The following is a 15,424-nucleotide window of genomic DNA, read 5'->3' as shown; positions in this document are numbered from 1 at the left end:
GCTTTTTCACCTCAACGACGGAAGAGGCGGTCAAAGGGACGAATGCGGGTGGCGCGGAGGCGGAGGGTGCAGGGCCCGGGAGCGGGCCCCCTCGGTCACTGTCAGTGCTGCTGTGTGCCCTGCGGCTTCGGGTCGTCCGGGTTCAGCGTCTCCCCCTGGATCACCCGGGGAACCGCCGGATCGTCCTCGTCCTTCATCGCCCTCGCCTCGGCCTTGAGGATCCGTGCCGACTTGCCCGCCGAGCGCGTCAGTTCGGGCAGCTTCTTCGCGCAGAGGACGGCTATGACGACGAGGAGGATGATCGCGAGTTCGCTCAGTCCGAACATGTGGTCCCGTCCTTCAGGTGAGTGACACCCCAGCAATCTACAGCACTGTAGATAGACTGGCGGGTGACCTCCGCCTGAACAGGTGCGGGAGGTCGATGGAAGGGAGACATGGCATGACGGATCACCGACAGCGTTCCGGGCGCCGGGGACAGGGCGAGCTGGAGGCGCTGGTCCTGTCGGCGCTGCGGGAGGCGGACGGCCCGGCGACGGCCGGCTGGGTGCAGGAGCGGCTCGGCGGGGACCTCGCCTATACGACGGTGATCACGATCCTGACCCGTCTGCTGGCCAAGGGCGCGGTGACCCGGGAGCGCGCCGGACGGTCCTTCGCATGGACGCCGGACTCGGACCAGGCGGGCCTCGCGGCGCACCGGATGCGCAAGGTGCTGGACGGCGAGAGCGACCGGGAGGCCGTCCTGGCCAGCTTCGTCACCGGCCTCGGGCCGGACGACGAGCGGCTGCTGCGTGAACTGCTGGGTGACTCCGGGAGCGAAGGGGAAGCCTGACACCTCATGGGGGTCTTCGTCTTTCTGCCGCTCGTCCTGCCGCTCACGGCATGGCCGATCGCGCGCCTCGCCGAGCAGCACCTGCATCCCCGCACCGCGACACGGCTGCTCACCGGCGTGGCCGCGGTGATGGCGCTGTGCAGCACGGTGTGCCTGGGCCTGGTGATGGTGGTGGGCACCGCCCAACTGCCCGGGAATCCACTGCCCGACGGCTGGTCGGACCCCGAGGTGCGGGCCGCCGTACCGTTCGACGAGGTCGTCGGCAAGGCCGCGATTCCGGCGCTGTGCGCGGTGGTCGCGGCCTGCGCGCGGACCCTGTGGCGGCACGGCCGGGTGCGCCGCCGGGCCCACCGGGCGCTGGCGGGACTGCCGCCGACGGGAGTTGCCGTACTGCCTGACGACGTGCCGTACGCGTACGCGCTGCCGGGTGGTCGCCGGGACCGCGTGGTCGTGACCACGGCCTTGCTGGACCGCCTCGAACCCGCCGAACGCCGGGCGCTGTTCGCTCACGAGCGCGCCCATCTGACCGCGCGGCACCACCGTTTCCTGCTCGCCGTCCAACTGGCCGCGCGGGCCAACCCGTTCCTGTGCCCGCTGCGCACGGCCGTGTCGTACACCACGGAGCGATGGGCCGACGAAGAGGCCGCCCGGGCCGTCGGCAGCCGACGGGCGGTGGCGTGCGCGATCGGCAAGGCGGCGCTGCTGTCCCGGGGGACTCCGCTCGCGACGCTCGCGGGCTTCGCCGCGCCCGGGCCGGTACCGCGCCGCGTGGCCGCGCTGCTCGGCCCCGCTCCGACGGCGCGCCGCTGGCCGTCGCTGTTCACCTCGGTGGGCCTGGCGGCGTGGTGCGCGGCGGCGGGGACGGCCGTCTCGGCGATGTCGTCCGCGAACTCGGCGGTGACGATGGTCCTGATCCTGAGGGCGGCGACGCCGCTCTGAAACGCCGCGCGGGCGGGAGTACGAGAAAATTCGTGCGGTTCGGGCAACGGATGTTGCCAAGATCGTCGTCTGTTGATGGTGAGGGGGCCGGGGCCTTTCGGCCGTACAGACGACAGACGTACATCCATGACGTACATCGACAGAGGGGGCGCGGGTGAGCGGAACAGGGCGGCGGCGACGTACGTCGAGCGGTGGCGCGGGGAGGACCCGGCTGACGCGGCGAGGGCGGATCCTGGCCTGGGGCGGGGGTGTGACCTCAGTGGTGGTCCTCGGTGTCGCCGGGGTGGGCGCCTGGGTCTACAACGACCTCGACAACAACATCAGGTCCGCCGACGTCGACGACAAGATCGGCGGCGACCGCCCCGAGAACCTCAGCCCGGGCTCGAAGAACATCCTGGTCGTCGGCTCCGACAGCCGCGACGGCGCCAACGCCGAGTACGGCAAGGACCTGGACACCATGCAGTCGGACACGCTGATGGTGCTGCACGTCCCGGCGAACCGGGAGTGGGCCGCGGTCGTGTCGTTCCCGCGTGACTCCTGGGTGGAGATACCGGCCTGCGACAAGGGCGACGGGAGTGATTCCACGCTGCACCGCGCCAAGATCAACGAGGCGTTCGCGCTCGGCGGCAGCAGCGGTGAGGTCGCCGGGGCCGCCGCCTGCTCCATCAAGACGGTCGAGGCCAACACGGGCCTGCGCATAGACCACTTCATGTCCGTCGACTTCCAGGGCTTCAAGGGCATGGTCGATTCCCTGGACGGCATCGAGGTCTGCCCCGAGCAGGCCATCCACTCCAAGAAGGCCCGCCTGGACATGGACGCCGGCTGCCAGACGGTCAAGGGCGAGAAGGCCCTCGGCTATGTCCGGGTCCGCTACGGCGTCGGCGACGGCTCCGACATCGGACGCATCGGACGCCAGCAGGAGTTCATGAACGCCCTGGTCGAGAAGGCGCAGGCCAAGCTGACCAACCCGAAGGCGCTGTACGGCTTCCTGGGGTCCGCCACCAAGTCCTTGACCACGGACCCCGACTTGGCCGGCATCAAGCCGCTGTATGCACTCGCCTCCGAGCTCAAGGGCATCCCGAGCGACCGTCTGGCGTTCCTCACCGTGCCCAACTATCCGCGCGAGGCCGACGTGCCCACCGACACGGCCAACGTCGTCTGGCAGTACCCGCAGGCCGCCGACCTGTTCACCTCCCTGGCCAAGGACAAGGAGATAGACAAGAAGCGGCTGGAGGCCGACGCGAAGAACCCCGTGTACGCCTCCTCCGTGCGTGTCCAGGTCCTCAACGGCACGGGGATCTCGGGGCGGGCCGCCACCGTGGGCGAGAAGCTGGGCAGGGCCGGCGTCACCGTCGCCGGCACGGGCAACGCCCCCGAGGACGCCGACAGGACGACGGTGACGTACCCGGCGGGCCTGGAGAAGCAGGCCGAGTCGCTGGCCGCCCGGCTGCCCGGCGTGCGGGCCACCCAGGCGCCGGATGCCGCGGCGGGTGTGATCACCCTGGTCGTCGGCAAGGACCTCGACCCCGACGACATCCGCTGATCTGCCGCGCCGGGCGGACACGGGTCGTGTCCGCCCGGCGCAGGCTCAGGCGAGTGCCGAAGTCGCCCCGATCAGAGGTCGAACTCGTGCGGCGGCAGGTCGAGCGCGTAGCACGCCTCGCGGACCACCGCCTGCTCGTCCTTGTCGAAGTCGCCGTCCGCGCCGCCGATGACGATGCCGATCTGGATCACGGCACGCGCCTCGGCCGGCTTCTTCTTCGCCTTGGCGATCTCCTGCAGCACGCTCACCTTGCCGAAGTCGAAGTCGGTGGTGAGCCGGTTCAGGTTCTCCTCGAACCGCCGGCGCAGATCGTCGGCGGGGAAGTTCTGCAACACCTCGTTGGTGGCGATCAGTTGGGTCACGCGCTGTCGTTCGGAGGGGTCGACGGTGCCGTCGGCGGCGGCGACGAGCGCGCACATCGCCATGCTCGCGTCGCGGAAGGCGCCGCTCTTGAGGTCGTTCTTCTTCGCCACCAGCTGGGTCTGCATCGTCGATGCGGACTCCTTGATGCGGTCCCACAGGGCCATGAGGGCTCCATACGTCGTTGACTTCTACAGCGGTGTAGAAGTTACCAGGTCCCGGCCCGGCCCTACTCGCCTTCCTCTTCGCTCTCCTCCCCGTCCTCCTCCTCGCCCTCGAAGAAGTCCCCGACCTCGTCGACGACTTCGGCCGCGACCATGCCGCCGACGACACCGACCGCGAGCCCGGCCGCGCCCGCGGCGACCGCCGTGCCCACGCCGGAGCCGGAGTGGTGGCCCTCGTGGTGATGGCCGGCATGGCCGTGCCCGAACGCGTCATGAGAGCCGTACGTCGCCCGGTGCTCCGTCAACCGCCTGATCCAGCCGTCGACTTCCGCGTTCCAGTCGCGGGAGTCGTGGTGGCCGACGGTGAAGCGGGTGAGGGCGTCGTGGCCGGAGGAGAGGAGTCCGCCGCGCTTGTCGGCCTCCAGGACCACCTCCACGCCGGCCGGGTTCGCGAGGAAGGTCACCTCGATCTCGTTCACCTGGTGCGCGTACCGCGGCGACGGGGTGATCTCGATCTCCTGGTAGAAGGGCAGCTGCTGGCCGGTGCCCGCGATGCGCCCGTACTCCAGGTCGGCGGATGTGAACCCGAAGCCCAGCTGCCCGAGAGCCTCCAGGATCGCCTCCTGCGCGGGCAGCGGCCCGACGGCCAGCGGGTCGAGGTCGCCCTTGTCCTTCGCGCCGGCCACCGACAGCTCGGTGCGCACGCCGAGGACCACGCCCAGGGGCTGGCCGTACAGCTCGGTGACCGGGGTCTCCCAGGGCAGCGGCACGCTGAACGGGACGGAACGCTCCTCGCCCGCGGCGAGCCGTAAGCCGCCGCCGACCGTGAACCGTTCGAAGACGACGGCGCCCTCGCTCTCGCCCTCCTCGTGCTCGGCCTCGACCCGTGCCACCAGCTCCAGGCCGATGTGCTCGATGTCGAAGTCGGCGTCGCCGCCCTTGAGATGGACCTGGCCGGTGAGCGTGCCGCCCGGGCGGACGGGGCCGGGGTCGAGGACCGTGTCCACTGTGGGGCCGCCCACGCCGAGCGAGCCGAGCAGTCGTTTGAACACCATCGTGGCGTTCACTCCTTCACGTGCGTACGTGCGTATCGGTGGGAACAACCGGGAGTGCCGGATCGTTCTCTACAAGCGAGTAGAAGCATAGGGTGGTCGGGCCTGCCGGTGGGCCGATGCCCTGCGCAGTCCAGAACCGAGAGGCCCTGCCGACCGAGATGTCCGTCCGAAGAAGAAGGAGACACGAGCCCGCGATGGGTGAGCCTCCCAGTACCAGCCGTGCCACACCCCGCCCGCCCAAGGCGCACGAGGGAACGGGGGTGGCACGGTGACCGAGGTCCTGCTGCTCCTGCTGGCCCTCCTGCTCACTGCGGCCTGCGCCGTGTTCGTCGCGGCCGAGTTCTCGCTGACCACCGTCGAGCGCGGTGAGCTGGAGCGTGCCGCCGAGGCCGGCGAGCGCGGCGCCGACGGCGCGCTGAAGGCCGTACGCCGACTGACGTTCCAGCTCTCCGGGGCGCAACTCGGCATCACGGTCACCTCCCTGGTGATCGGCATGCTCGCCGAACCGTCGCTCGCGGCGCTGCTGCGCGGCCCGCTTCAGGCGCTGGGCCTCGGCGGGGCCGCCTCGTCCGTGGCGACCGTGCTCGGCGTGGTCGTCTCCACCGTCGTGCTGATGGTGATCGGCGAGCTGGTGCCGAAGAACTGGGCGATCTCCCGGCCGCTCGCGGTGGCCAAGGTGGTCGCGGGCCCGCAGCGCGGCTTCACGGCGGCGTTCGGCCCGTTCATCCACCATCTGAACAACACCGCGAACCGTGTCGTACGCCGCTTCGGCCTGGAGCCCGCCGAGGAGCTGGACTCCGCCCGCAGCCCCGAGGAACTCGTCGCGCTCGCCCGGCACTCGGCGGCCCAGGGCGCCCTGGAGCCCGACTCCGCCGAACTGTTCGTCCGCACCCTGCACCTGAGCGAGCTGACCGCTGAGAACGTGATGACCCCGCGGGTCGACGTCAAGGCGCTCGAAGCGCACGCGACGGCCGCCGACGCGGCCAACCTCACGCACGCCACCGGCCTGTCCCGCTTCCCCGTCTACCGCGACAGCCTCGACGAGGTCATCGGCACCGTCCACATCCGTGACGTCCTCGCCCTGGAACCCGAGCGACGGCTCCTCACACCGGTCACCGACCTGGCCACCGAGCCCCTCCTCGTCCCCGACAGCCTCACCGCCGACCGGTTGCTGGAGCGCCTGCGGGCCACCCGCACCATGGCCGTCGTCATCGACGAGTACGGCGGCACGGCGGGCGTGGCCACGATGGAGGACATCGTGGAGGAGGTCGTCGGCGAGGTCCGCGACGAGCACGACCCCGTCGAGGCCCCCGACCTCCAGCCCGCCCCGGCGACCCACGACGGACGCGCCGTGTGGGAGGCGGACGGTGGCGTACGCCTCGACGAGCTCGCCGCGATAGGCCTGACCGCGCCGGACGGCCCGTACGAGACGGTCGCCGGACTGATCGCCACCCGGCTGGCCCGGATCCCCGCCAAGGGGGACCTGCTCGACCTGGACGGCTGGCAGCTGGACGTCCTCGACGTCGACCACCACCGCGCCGACCGGATCCGCATCACCGAACCGGCCCTCGCCCGGTCCGCCGAACTCGCGGAGGACGCCCGATGACCGCCCTGCAACTCGCCATCGGCGCCCTGACCCTGCTGACCAACGCCTTCTTCGTCGGCGCCGAGTTCGCCCTGGTCTCCGTGCGCCGCAGCCAGATCGAACCCCGTGCCCGCGAGGGCGACAAGCGGGCCAGGATGACCCTGTGGGCCCTGGAGCACCTCTCCGCGATGATGGCCACCGCCCAACTCGGCATCACCGTCTCCTCGCTGGTCCTCGGCGCGGTCGCCGAACCGGCCATCGCGCACCTCCTGGAACCGGGATTCGAGGCCGTCCATCTGCCGCACGCCCTGGTGCACCCGGTCGCGTTCGTGATCGCGCTGACCGTCGCGACGTATCTGCACATGCTGATCGGCGAGATGGTGCCGAAGAACATCGCGCTCGCCGCCCCGGTGACCAGCGCGCTGCTGCTCGGCCCGCCCCTGGCGGCCCTCACCCGGGCCCTCAAGCCGTTCGTGTTCGGCATCAACGCCTTCGCCAACGCCCTGCTGAAGCTGCTGCGCGTCGAGCCGAAGGACGAGGTCGAGGCCGTCTTCACCGACGACCAGCTGGCGCGGATGGTCGTCGAGTCCGGCGAGGCCGGGCTGCTCACCCCGGCGGACGGCGAGCGCCTGCGGGACGCGCTGGAGCTGGGCACCCGGCCGGTGGGCGAGATCCTCGTCCCGGCGCAGCGCATGCGCACCGTCGACCGCACCGTCACCCCGGCCGGTCTCGAGCGCGTCGCCGCCGACGCGGGCTACTCCCGTTTCCCGGTCACCGGCGACGAGGGCACCCTCCTCGGCTATCTGCACATCAAGGACACCCTCGGCGTCGCCGACCGCGACCGCCCCTTCCCGGCCGGCGCCCTGCGTCCGGTGACCCGGGTCCGTATCGACACCCCGCTCGACGACACCCTCACCGCCCTGCGCGCCGAGGGCAGCCATCTCGCGGGCGTCCTGGGCGAGGGCGGCAAGGTGATCGGGTTCGTGACGATGGAGGACGTCCTCTCCGAGCTCGTCGGCGGCCCCGCTCCCGCCAGCGCGTGACCCCCTGAGCCACCCCGTGCGAGCCGCGCACGGGGTGGCTCATACGTGTGTGTCGGCCAACAGTGTGGTTGAACCGGCGCGGGGGAGTGTGCTTAGGGTGCTGGCGATGTCCGCTGACGCCACACCCGTACCCACTGTCACACACGCACCGCAGCGACAGCAGCAGCCGCTGCCGTCCGCAGGGGCGGGCGAGAGACGGGCCGAGCAGCGCGACCCGTTCCTCGACAACGCCAAGTACCTGGCGATCCTGCTGGTGGCGGCGGGCCATGCCTGGGAGCCGCTGCGGGACGGCAGCCGGACCGTCACCGCGCTGTACATGCTCGTGTACGCCTTCCACATGCCGCTGTTCGCGGTGGTCTCCGGCTACTTCTCGCGCGGCTTCGAGGCGGAACCGCGCAGGATCGGACGGCTGCTGACGGGTGTGGCGGTTCCCTATGTGGTCTTCGAGGTGGCGTACACCCTCTTCACGCGGTGGACCAGCGAGGATCCCGACCGGCCGGTCAGCCTGCTGGACCCGCTGTACCTCACGTGGTTCCTGGCGGCGCTGTTCATCTGGCGGCTGACGTCCCCGGTCTGGCGGCTCGTGCGGTGGCCGCTGCCGCTCGCGCTGGCCGTCGCCATGCTCGCCACCCTCTCGCCCTCCATCGGCGACGACCTCGGTCTGCAACGCGTCCTTCAGTTCCTGCCGTACTTCGTGCTGGGCCTGCTGCTGAGGCCGGAGCACTTCCGGCTGGTCCGCCGACGGGCGGCGCGCGTCCTCGCCGTACCGGTCGTCCTCTGCGCCCTCGCGGTCGCGTACTGGGCGGTCGCGTGGATGAACTACGCCTGGTTCTTCCACAGCGAGAGCGCCGAGGAGCTCGCCGCGCCGGCCTGGTACGGCCCCGTGATGACCCTGGCCGCCTTCGGCTGCTCCGTCGTCCTGGTCGCCTGCTTCCTCGCCTGGGTGCCCGCGCGCCGGACGTGGTTCACCGCGCTGGGCGCCGGCACGCTGGCCGGCTTCCTGCTGCACGGCTTCGTCGCCCAGGCCGCCAAGTACTGGGACTGGTACGAGCCCGCCTGGATCCGGCGGCCCGTCGGTGAGATCACCGTCACGCTCGTCGCCGCGGCGGTCATGACCGCGCTGTGCGCGCCCTCCGTTCAGCGCGTCTTCCACCGGGTGATGCGCGGGGCGGTACACCCCTTGGTGCAGGGCCGCCGGATGTCGTCGGCAGGGTTCGTGCAGGTCCTTCGTCGAGCGTTTGTGCGGGTGCGCCGCCAGGAAGGATGACTGATGGGCGCAGTGGCGGGAGTGGGCGGGAGCGGCGAGGCGCCCCCGACCGGCAGACGCGTGGTACGCCGACAGCCTGCCTGACCTTGTGCACGACGCCCGGCGTCGGAGAAACCACCCATGGCCCATCAGCCCACCGTCTCTCGACCGCCCCTGGACGGTGACGGTCTCCGGGAAGGAGGAGCCATGTCCCACTCCGACGACGAGCGTCTGGTCGCGCTCGAAGCACGACTCGCGCGTGACGATCCCCGGTTCGCCGAGGCCCTGCGCGCCGGGCGCCCCGCACCGCCCCGTGAGTACCGGCGCACCGGAGCGTGGTGGCTGCTGCTGACCGCCATGGCCGTACTGATCACCGGCGTGGTGCTCCCCGACGGCCTGCTCATCGCCACCGGCCTCGTCCTCGCCGGTATCGCCGTGCAGTTGCTCGACCCGCATCGCGCGCGACCGGAGCGCCGCCTTCCGCCGTACTTCTGACGCCCTCGACGGAACGGAGAACCAACGTCCGTACGATTATCGGCTGTTGGGGTGCGCTAGAATCTTTTACCAAGCCCTTACGCTCCGTTGAGCGAGGGCTCGCTCAGTCGTTGGGGTGGTCGTCGCCGAATTCCGGCCGACGTGATGGGGGGCGTGGGATGAGACGAGTCGTCTCCGTACGCGTCGACATCCCCGTGCGCGTCGACGTCCCGGTCCGCGTCGAGAACGCCGCCCGCGACGGCGTCCCTGATACCGACGGCGCCACCGACCCGGCCAGACGCGCCACCCGCTGACCGGCGCCCCGCCCCGGCCCGCCGCCGGGGCACCACCACGTCATCGCGCCGCCCGCTGAGCCCGTCACGCTCAGTGCCGGGACACGATTCCCCGCCACGGTCCCGCCGAGCGGCGCCACCCCGTTCGACCGGTTCCAGCGACGGCGCGCGAACCGGCAACAGCACCCAACGGCCCGTCCGGAGCTCAGGCCCGGCCGCCTGCACCCGCAACAGGCACAGACGCCGCCGAACCGATCACGGAGGTCCGACGCCCGTGCACAACACCGCTGCCATGCTCATCGAACTCGGGGCGATCATCCTTGTCCTGGGCCTGTTGGGCCGCTTCGCCGGCCGGGTGGGCTTCTCGCCCATACCCCTGTACCTGCTCGCCGGACTCGCCTTCGGCCACGGCGGCATCCTCCCGCTGCAGGCCAGTGAGGAGTTCGTCGCCACCGGCGCCGAGATCGGCGTCATCCTGCTGCTGCTCCTGCTCGGCCTGGAGTACAGCGCCTCGGAACTGGTCGACACCCTCAAGACCCAATACCCCTCCGGCGCCGTCGACTTCGTCCTCAACGCCGCACCCGGCGCCGCCATGGCCCTGCTGCTGGGCTGGGGCCCGATCGCCGCCGTGGCCCTCGCCGGTGTCACCTGGATCTCCTCGTCCGGCGTCATCGCCAAAGTCCTCGGCGACCTGCGCCGGCTCGGCAACCGCGAGACCCCCGTCGTGCTCGGCGTGCTGGTCCTGGAAGACCTCTCCATGGCCGTCTACCTGCCGATCCTCACCGCGCTGCTGGCCGGGGTGAGCCTCGCGGGCGGCGCCGTGACCCTGCTGATCGCCCTCGGCACGGTCGGCGCCGTGCTGTACGTCGCGCTGCGGCACGGCCGCCTCATCAACCGTGCCGTCTCCTCGGACAGCGCGGAGATGCTCCTGCTGGTCGTCTTCGGCCTCACCCTGCTCGTCGCGGGCATCGCCCAGCAGCTCCAAGTGTCGGCGGCGGTGGGCGCGTTCCTGGTCGGCATCGCCCTGTCCGGGGAGGTCGCCGAAGGGGCCGGCAACCTCCTCATGCCGCTGCGGGACCTGTTCGCCGCGGTGTTCTTCGTCTTCTTCGGGCTGCACACCGACCCCGCGGACATCCCGCCCGTCCTGCTGCCCGCCCTCGCCCTGGCCACCGTCACCACCCTCACGAAGATCGCCACCGGCTATTGGGCGGCCCGCCGCGCCGGGATCTCCTCGAAGGGACGCTGGCGGGCAGGTGGAACCCTGGTGGCGCGGGGCGAGTTCTCCATCGTCATCGCCGGGCTCGCCGTCGGCGCCGAACCGCGCATCGGCCCGCTGGCCACGGCCTACGTCCTGATCCTGGTCGTCCTCGGGCCGCTCGCCGCCCGCTGGACCGAGCCCCTGGCCCGCCGCCTCACCCGCCCCGCACGCCGGCGGCAACCGGAGTTCGGCGGCGGCCGGTCACTCCCGGCCGAGGATGCCGGCGGCCGCGTCCACGCCCTCGCAGGTACCGATCACGATCAGGATGTCGCCGCCGGCCAGCCGGAAGTCCGGCCCGGGGGAGGGGATCGCCTCGGCGCGTCGTAGCACGGCCACGATGGACACGCCGGTCTCGGTACGCATCCGGGTCTCGCCCAGGACCCGCCCGTTCCAGTGCGAGAGCGACGACAACTCGATCCGTTCGGCCACCAGGCCCAGTTCGGTGGTGGACAGCAGGTTCGGGCTGTGGTGCGCCGGCATCAGGGCGTCGATGAGGGCCTCGGCCTCGCCCGAGGTCATCCGCACCGACAGCGCGCACGCGTCCGGATCGTCCTGCTGGTACGCGTTCAGCGTCCGCGCCCCGTCCCGGTGCGCGACCACCGACAGGCGACGCTGCTCGCGGGTGGTGAGGTCGTATCGGACCCCGATGCCCGGCAACGGCGTACGGCTCAGCCGCGTGACCCCCACGAGTGTCCCCCTGTCTGGTTCGGTGTTTCCTCGGTCGACGTTCGGTGACACCCTAACGAGCGCCGGGAGTTGACCGCGGCGGAGGCGGCCGTGGGAAGCCTGGGACAATGGGCGGCCAGGATCCACGGCACCGATGCCGGGGGACCGGAGTCCCGCCTCCGTCCGCATCGGGGAGATGGGGAGGGAACGTCAGCATGATCGAGTGGGTGTCCGTCAGCAGCGGTGCCAGGCCTGTCCCACGGCCCGTCGCCACCCCGGTGGTGTGGGCCGCGGCGTTCGGCGGGGCGCTGGTGCTGGTGGCGCTGCTCAACTCCGTCGTGGGCACCGACCGCCCCGGCTTCGCCCTGGCCGCGCTGTCCCTGCTCGCCGCCCTGCTCGGCCTCTGCGCCCGTTTCACCGCGGCGCCCGGCACCGCCCTGCTGTGCTGGCTCTTCCTCAACGGCTTCGCCATCCCGCCCGCCGGAATCCTCACCTGGGTGGGGCACCGTGACACCTTCTGGCTGACCTGCCTGCTCGTGGCCGCCCTCGTCGGCACCGCCCTGGCCCGCCTGCTCCACGCCCGCGCGGCCTACCGCCGCCTCACCGCCGACCCCGGCTCGGCCGCCGCACTGGAGCCCGGCGACACGCCGTACGACACCTGACGGACGCGCTGAAACGCGCTTGCGAAGCCGTCCGGACAGGCGATACCCAGCAGGGGACGACAAGGAGATCATCATGCCGCCCCGTCTGGGTTCACTGAACGAATTCTGCTGGATGGACCTCAAGACCCGGGACCTACCCGGCACCGCGGCCTTCTTCGCAGAGGCGCTCGGCTGGCGCTTCGCGGTGGACGAGGAGGACTGGCGCAAGGCCACGAAGGTGGCCACCGGAGGTCACTTCATCGGCGGGGTGAGCGACCTGGCCAACCCGGTCTACCCTTCGGGAACGCCCGCCCACGTCGCCTACTACCTGGCGGTCGACGACGTGGACCGACGCACCGAGGCGGCGACGAAGCTGGGCGCGCGCGTCGTGGTGGCGCCCTTCGACGCGGGGGATCAGGGCCGTATGGCGACATTGGTCGACCCCATGGGTGCTGCCGTCTCGCTGTGGCAGCCCTGCCGATTCACCGGATGGACGTTCCCGCCCCACCTGGCCGGTGCCCCGCACCGCATGGTGCTGACCTGCGATCAGCCCGACGAAGCCCGGCACTTCTACCGGCAGGCCATGGGAACGCCGCCGGAGTGTGCCGACTTCGTCGCCGCCGACGGATCCGGCCCGGCGGTCCCGCGCTGGGAACTCGCGGTCGGGGTCGAGGAACCGCACCATGTCGCGGGGCGTGCGCGGGATCAAGGCCGGGACGCTTCCACCTGGTTCGACGAGGCGGGCCATCCCGTGGCCCGGATCAGCAGCCCGGAGGGACTCACTTTCCAGGTCCGGCGCGTGCGCACCTGAAGGTCATGAACCTGTGCGCTGGTCGGGGCGGCTCGCCGGTGTCGGTGTCTCTTCCGGATCCTCGGATGTGACGGCCCGGCCGCCCGGGTGGCGAAGGGCACACAGGAAGGCGATGCCCAGGGCGATGGCCATGCCGTAGAACACCCACTGGTTGGCCTCGGCGAAGTCCATGCGGATCGCGCTCATCGCCTCGCGCATCGTGGTTGCCGCGGGGCCCGTGCCGGTGGGTGGGGCGGCGTCGCCGTTGCCGGTGATGGAGTCGGTGATGTCGCGGGCGACGTCGTCGGCCACGTTCGGGGGCAGGCCGCGGGATTCCAGGGTGTTGACCACGTTGGTGTTGGTGACGTGGGTCAACACGGTGCCGAGGACGGCGAGACCGACGCTCGCGGCGAAGTTGCGCACGGTCTGGGTGATGCCCGTGACCTCGCCGTACGAGGCGCCGATGGAGCGGTTGACGGCGTCCGTGGAGGCCGGGGCGAGGATGAAGCCGATGCCGGCGCCCGCGAGGGCGCGTAGGGCCACTGGTCGTGCATGCTCAGATCGGTGAGCTCGCCCGCCCACAGGGCGAACCCGACGCAGCCGACGACGGTGCCGATCTTCAGCGCCGGACGCGCGCCCTGCTTGTCGAGGATCCGGCCGCCCCACTGCGAGGCGATGGCGAACCCCGCGAAGAAGTACAGCAGGAACAGCGCCGCCTGGTTGGGGGAGGCGCTCAGACACACCTGGGCGTAGACGGAGGCGAAGAAGAACAGCGGTACGAAGGCCAGCATGGAGAAGAACAGCACCGCCGCGTCCACGCTGAACGCCCTGTCCTTGAAGACCCGCAGATCGACCAGCGGATGGCGTACCCGGCCCTCGTACGCGACGAACGCGCCGAGCACCACGAGGCCGCCCACGATGCACAGCCAGGTCGCCGCGCTGTCCCAGCCCCAGGACCAGGCCTGCTGGAAGCCGAGGACGCTCAGGCCCATGCCGACGGCGACGAGGGCGGCGCCGCGGATGTCGAGGGTGCCGGCGCGTCGCCGGTCGGAGATGTGGGCGAGCGCGGTGAGGACCAGTGCCACGACGGCCACGGGCACGTTGACCCAGAACACGGCGCGCCAGGTCCAGCCGGTGAGCCAGCCGCCCAGGAGCGGCCCGATGGCGGTCAGTGCGCCGGAGAGCCCGAAGAACAACGCCAGCGCCCGGCCCCGTCGGTCGGGCGGGAACACCGCGACCACCACGGCCAGTGCCGCGGGGAACAGGAGCGCCGCGCCGAAGCCCTGGGTGGCCCGGAAGGCGATCAGCCAGCCCTGGGCCACGTCGCCCTCGGGGACACAGCCGCACAGCACCGACGAGACGACGAACACCAGCGTGCCGATCACGACCACCCGGCGCGGCCCGTAGAGGTCCGCGAGTCGGCCGCCGAGGGCGAAGAACGCGGCCAGCGCGAGCAGATAGGCGTTGACGACCCATTGCATACCGGACGCCGACAGTCCCAGTTCGCGGACGATGTCCGGGGCGGCGATGGCGACGATGGTCTGGTCGATGAACGTCATCGCGACCGCGAACATCATCGCCGTGAGCGCCACCGTCTGTCGTGGTGCCGAGCGGGGTGAGGACGCGGTCTCGCCACGCCGCAAGTGCGTGCCACTCACCCGACCAGTCTGCGCCCGGCCTGGCGAGGCCGCATCAGCAGCGGGCCGGTCAGCCGCGTGCCTCGACCTGGCGCCAGAAGGCGTCGACCCGGGCGTTGAACAGGTCCGGGGACTCCTGGAAGGGTTGATGGGCCTCGCCCGGCAGCACCTCGAACTCGGCGCCCGGGATGCGCTCCGCGACCTCGCGGCCGAAGCGCGGCGGCGTCGCGATGTCGAGTTCACCGGCCAGGACGAGCGTAGGGACGGCGATCCCCGGCAGCCGGTCGAGGGTGTCGTGGCCGATGAACGAGGCGAGTTGGCCCTGGAAGGCCTCCGCCGACTGGGGATGGGGAAAGGCCAGGGTCTCCTCGACGAACCGGTCGACGGTGCCGTCGGCGTGGGCGCGCGGTGTGTAGATCCACAGGTAGAACGCTTCGAGCATGGCGCGTTCGCTCGGCGCGCTCTCGACCATCCAGCGCCAGAAGCCCGTCATGGCACGGAAGTAGGCGTCCGCACGGGCCACCGTGCTCGTCAGCACCAGGCTGCGGACGAGACCGGGGTGACGCAGCGCCAGCTCCTGGGCGATGAAGCTGCCTCCGGAGAACCCGGCGATATGGGCGGCCGGGACGTCGAGCGCACGCAGCAGCGCGGCGGCGTCGTCGGCCATCCGGGCGACGGTGACGGACTCCTCCGGTGAACGCGTACGTCCGGCGCCGCGGTTGTCGAAGGCGGTCAGCCGGTAGCGGTCCGACAGACCGTCGAGTTGCGCCTGCCAGGCCTCGGCGGGATCACCGAGCCCCGCGATGAGCAGCACGTCGGGTCCCTCGCCCCGGCGCTCGACCCAGATCTCGACACCATCGGCGGTGATCATCTCGCCCATCTCGCAGCCTCCTGGACGGCC

15 protein-coding genes and 2 pseudogenes are annotated in these 15,424 nt (G+C 71.4%); 11 read left to right on the top strand and 6 right to left on the bottom strand.

Going from position 1 to position 15,424, the window contains the following annotated elements; translation table 11 throughout:
• Nucleotides 1–101: 101 nt before the first annotated feature.
• Nucleotides 102–326, bottom strand: coding sequence for a twin-arginine translocase TatA/TatE family subunit (locus tag L0P92_RS01330; RefSeq protein ID WP_234760500.1), 225 nt, complete (start codon nucleotides 324–326; stop codon nucleotides 102–104).
• 113 nt (nucleotides 327–439) lie between these two features.
• On the opposite strand from L0P92_RS01330, the gene L0P92_RS01325 reads away from it, so the two are divergent.
• From L0P92_RS01325 to L0P92_RS01315, 3 genes are all read left to right on the top strand, one after another.
• Complete coding sequence (locus L0P92_RS01325; protein WP_234760499.1) at nucleotides 440–829, top strand: BlaI/MecI/CopY family transcriptional regulator; 390 nt, start codon at nucleotides 440–442, stop codon at nucleotides 827–829.
• Nucleotides 830–835: 6 nt separating this feature from the next.
• A complete protein-coding gene (locus tag L0P92_RS01320) occupies nucleotides 836–1,768 on the top strand; it encodes a M56 family metallopeptidase (protein ID WP_234760498.1) in 933 nt (310 codons plus the stop codon).
• A gap of 154 nt (nucleotides 1,769–1,922) precedes the next feature.
• Entirely contained in the window at nucleotides 1,923–3,311 is a 1,389-nt protein-coding gene (locus tag L0P92_RS01315; RefSeq protein WP_443732571.1) for an LCP family protein, read from the top strand.
• A gap of 71 nt (nucleotides 3,312–3,382) precedes the next feature.
• Here the strand turns inward: L0P92_RS01315 and L0P92_RS01310 are convergent, their stop codons facing one another.
• A complete protein-coding gene (locus tag L0P92_RS01310) occupies nucleotides 3,383–3,838 on the bottom strand; it encodes a tellurite resistance TerB family protein (RefSeq protein ID WP_234760496.1) in 456 nt (151 codons plus the stop codon).
• Between the two features lie 62 nt (nucleotides 3,839–3,900).
• On the bottom strand, nucleotides 3,901–4,890 hold the full coding sequence (locus L0P92_RS01305; protein WP_234760495.1) for a sporulation protein: 990 nt from the start codon (nucleotides 4,888–4,890) through the stop codon (nucleotides 3,901–3,903).
• A 268-nt stretch (nucleotides 4,891–5,158) separates the two neighbouring features.
• Between L0P92_RS01305 and L0P92_RS01300 the strand changes: the two genes are divergently transcribed.
• From L0P92_RS01300 to L0P92_RS01280, 6 genes are all read left to right on the top strand, one after another.
• On the top strand, nucleotides 5,159–6,496 hold the full coding sequence (locus tag L0P92_RS01300; protein ID WP_234760494.1) for a hemolysin family protein: 1,338 nt from the start codon (nucleotides 5,159–5,161) through the stop codon (nucleotides 6,494–6,496).
• Complete coding sequence (locus L0P92_RS01295; protein WP_234760493.1) at nucleotides 6,493–7,518, top strand: hemolysin family protein; 1,026 nt, start codon at nucleotides 6,493–6,495, stop codon at nucleotides 7,516–7,518. Before L0P92_RS01300 ends, L0P92_RS01295 begins: the two co-directional genes overlap by 4 nt.
• 106 nt (nucleotides 7,519–7,624) lie before the next feature.
• Complete coding sequence (locus L0P92_RS01290) at nucleotides 7,625–8,785, top strand: acyltransferase family protein (protein WP_234760492.1); 1,161 nt, start codon at nucleotides 7,625–7,627, stop codon at nucleotides 8,783–8,785.
• 186 nt (nucleotides 8,786–8,971) lie between these two features.
• Nucleotides 8,972–9,259, top strand: coding sequence for a DUF3040 domain-containing protein (locus tag L0P92_RS01285; RefSeq protein ID WP_234760491.1), 288 nt, complete (start codon nucleotides 8,972–8,974; stop codon nucleotides 9,257–9,259).
• Between the two features lie 158 nt (nucleotides 9,260–9,417).
• On the top strand, nucleotides 9,418–9,552 hold the full coding sequence (locus L0P92_RS45130) for a hypothetical protein (RefSeq protein WP_273633973.1): 135 nt from the start codon (nucleotides 9,418–9,420) through the stop codon (nucleotides 9,550–9,552).
• A gap of 253 nt (nucleotides 9,553–9,805) precedes the next feature.
• Nucleotides 9,806–11,116: a cation:proton antiporter gene (locus tag L0P92_RS01280; protein ID WP_308289588.1), complete on the top strand. Its 1,311-nt coding sequence runs from the start codon at nucleotides 9,806–9,808 to the stop codon at nucleotides 11,114–11,116.
• Here the strand turns inward: L0P92_RS01280 and L0P92_RS45920 are convergent.
• Nucleotides 11,063–11,644: pseudogene (locus tag L0P92_RS45920) on the bottom strand (cation:proton antiporter regulatory subunit); the annotation flags it as partial. The gene L0P92_RS01280 and the pseudogene L0P92_RS45920 overlap by 54 nt on opposite strands.
• 26 nt (nucleotides 11,645–11,670) lie before the next feature.
• On the opposite strand from L0P92_RS45920, the gene L0P92_RS01270 reads away from it, so the two are divergent.
• Complete coding sequence (locus L0P92_RS01270) at nucleotides 11,671–12,117, top strand: hypothetical protein (RefSeq protein ID WP_234760489.1); 447 nt, start codon at nucleotides 11,671–11,673, stop codon at nucleotides 12,115–12,117.
• A 73-nt stretch (nucleotides 12,118–12,190) separates the two neighbouring features.
• Nucleotides 12,191–12,907, top strand: coding sequence for a VOC family protein (locus tag L0P92_RS01265; RefSeq protein WP_234760488.1), 717 nt, complete (start codon nucleotides 12,191–12,193; stop codon nucleotides 12,905–12,907).
• Nucleotides 12,908–12,910: 3 nt separating this feature from the next.
• On the opposite strand, the pseudogene L0P92_RS01260 reads toward L0P92_RS01265, so the two are convergent.
• Nucleotides 12,911–14,463: pseudogene (locus L0P92_RS01260) on the bottom strand (MFS transporter).
• Nucleotides 14,464–14,593: 130 nt separating this feature from the next.
• Nucleotides 14,594–15,403, bottom strand: a complete 810-nt coding sequence (locus tag L0P92_RS01255) for an alpha/beta fold hydrolase (RefSeq protein ID WP_234760487.1) — start codon at nucleotides 15,401–15,403, stop codon at nucleotides 14,594–14,596.
• Between the last annotated feature and the right edge of the window lie 21 nt (nucleotides 15,404–15,424).

The sequence above is a fragment of the Streptomyces muensis genome, from assembly GCF_021474425.1.
Lineage (GTDB): Bacteria > Actinomycetota > Actinomycetes > Streptomycetales > Streptomycetaceae > Streptomyces > Streptomyces muensis.
This window is presented reverse-complemented; position numbering and strand designations above follow the sequence as displayed.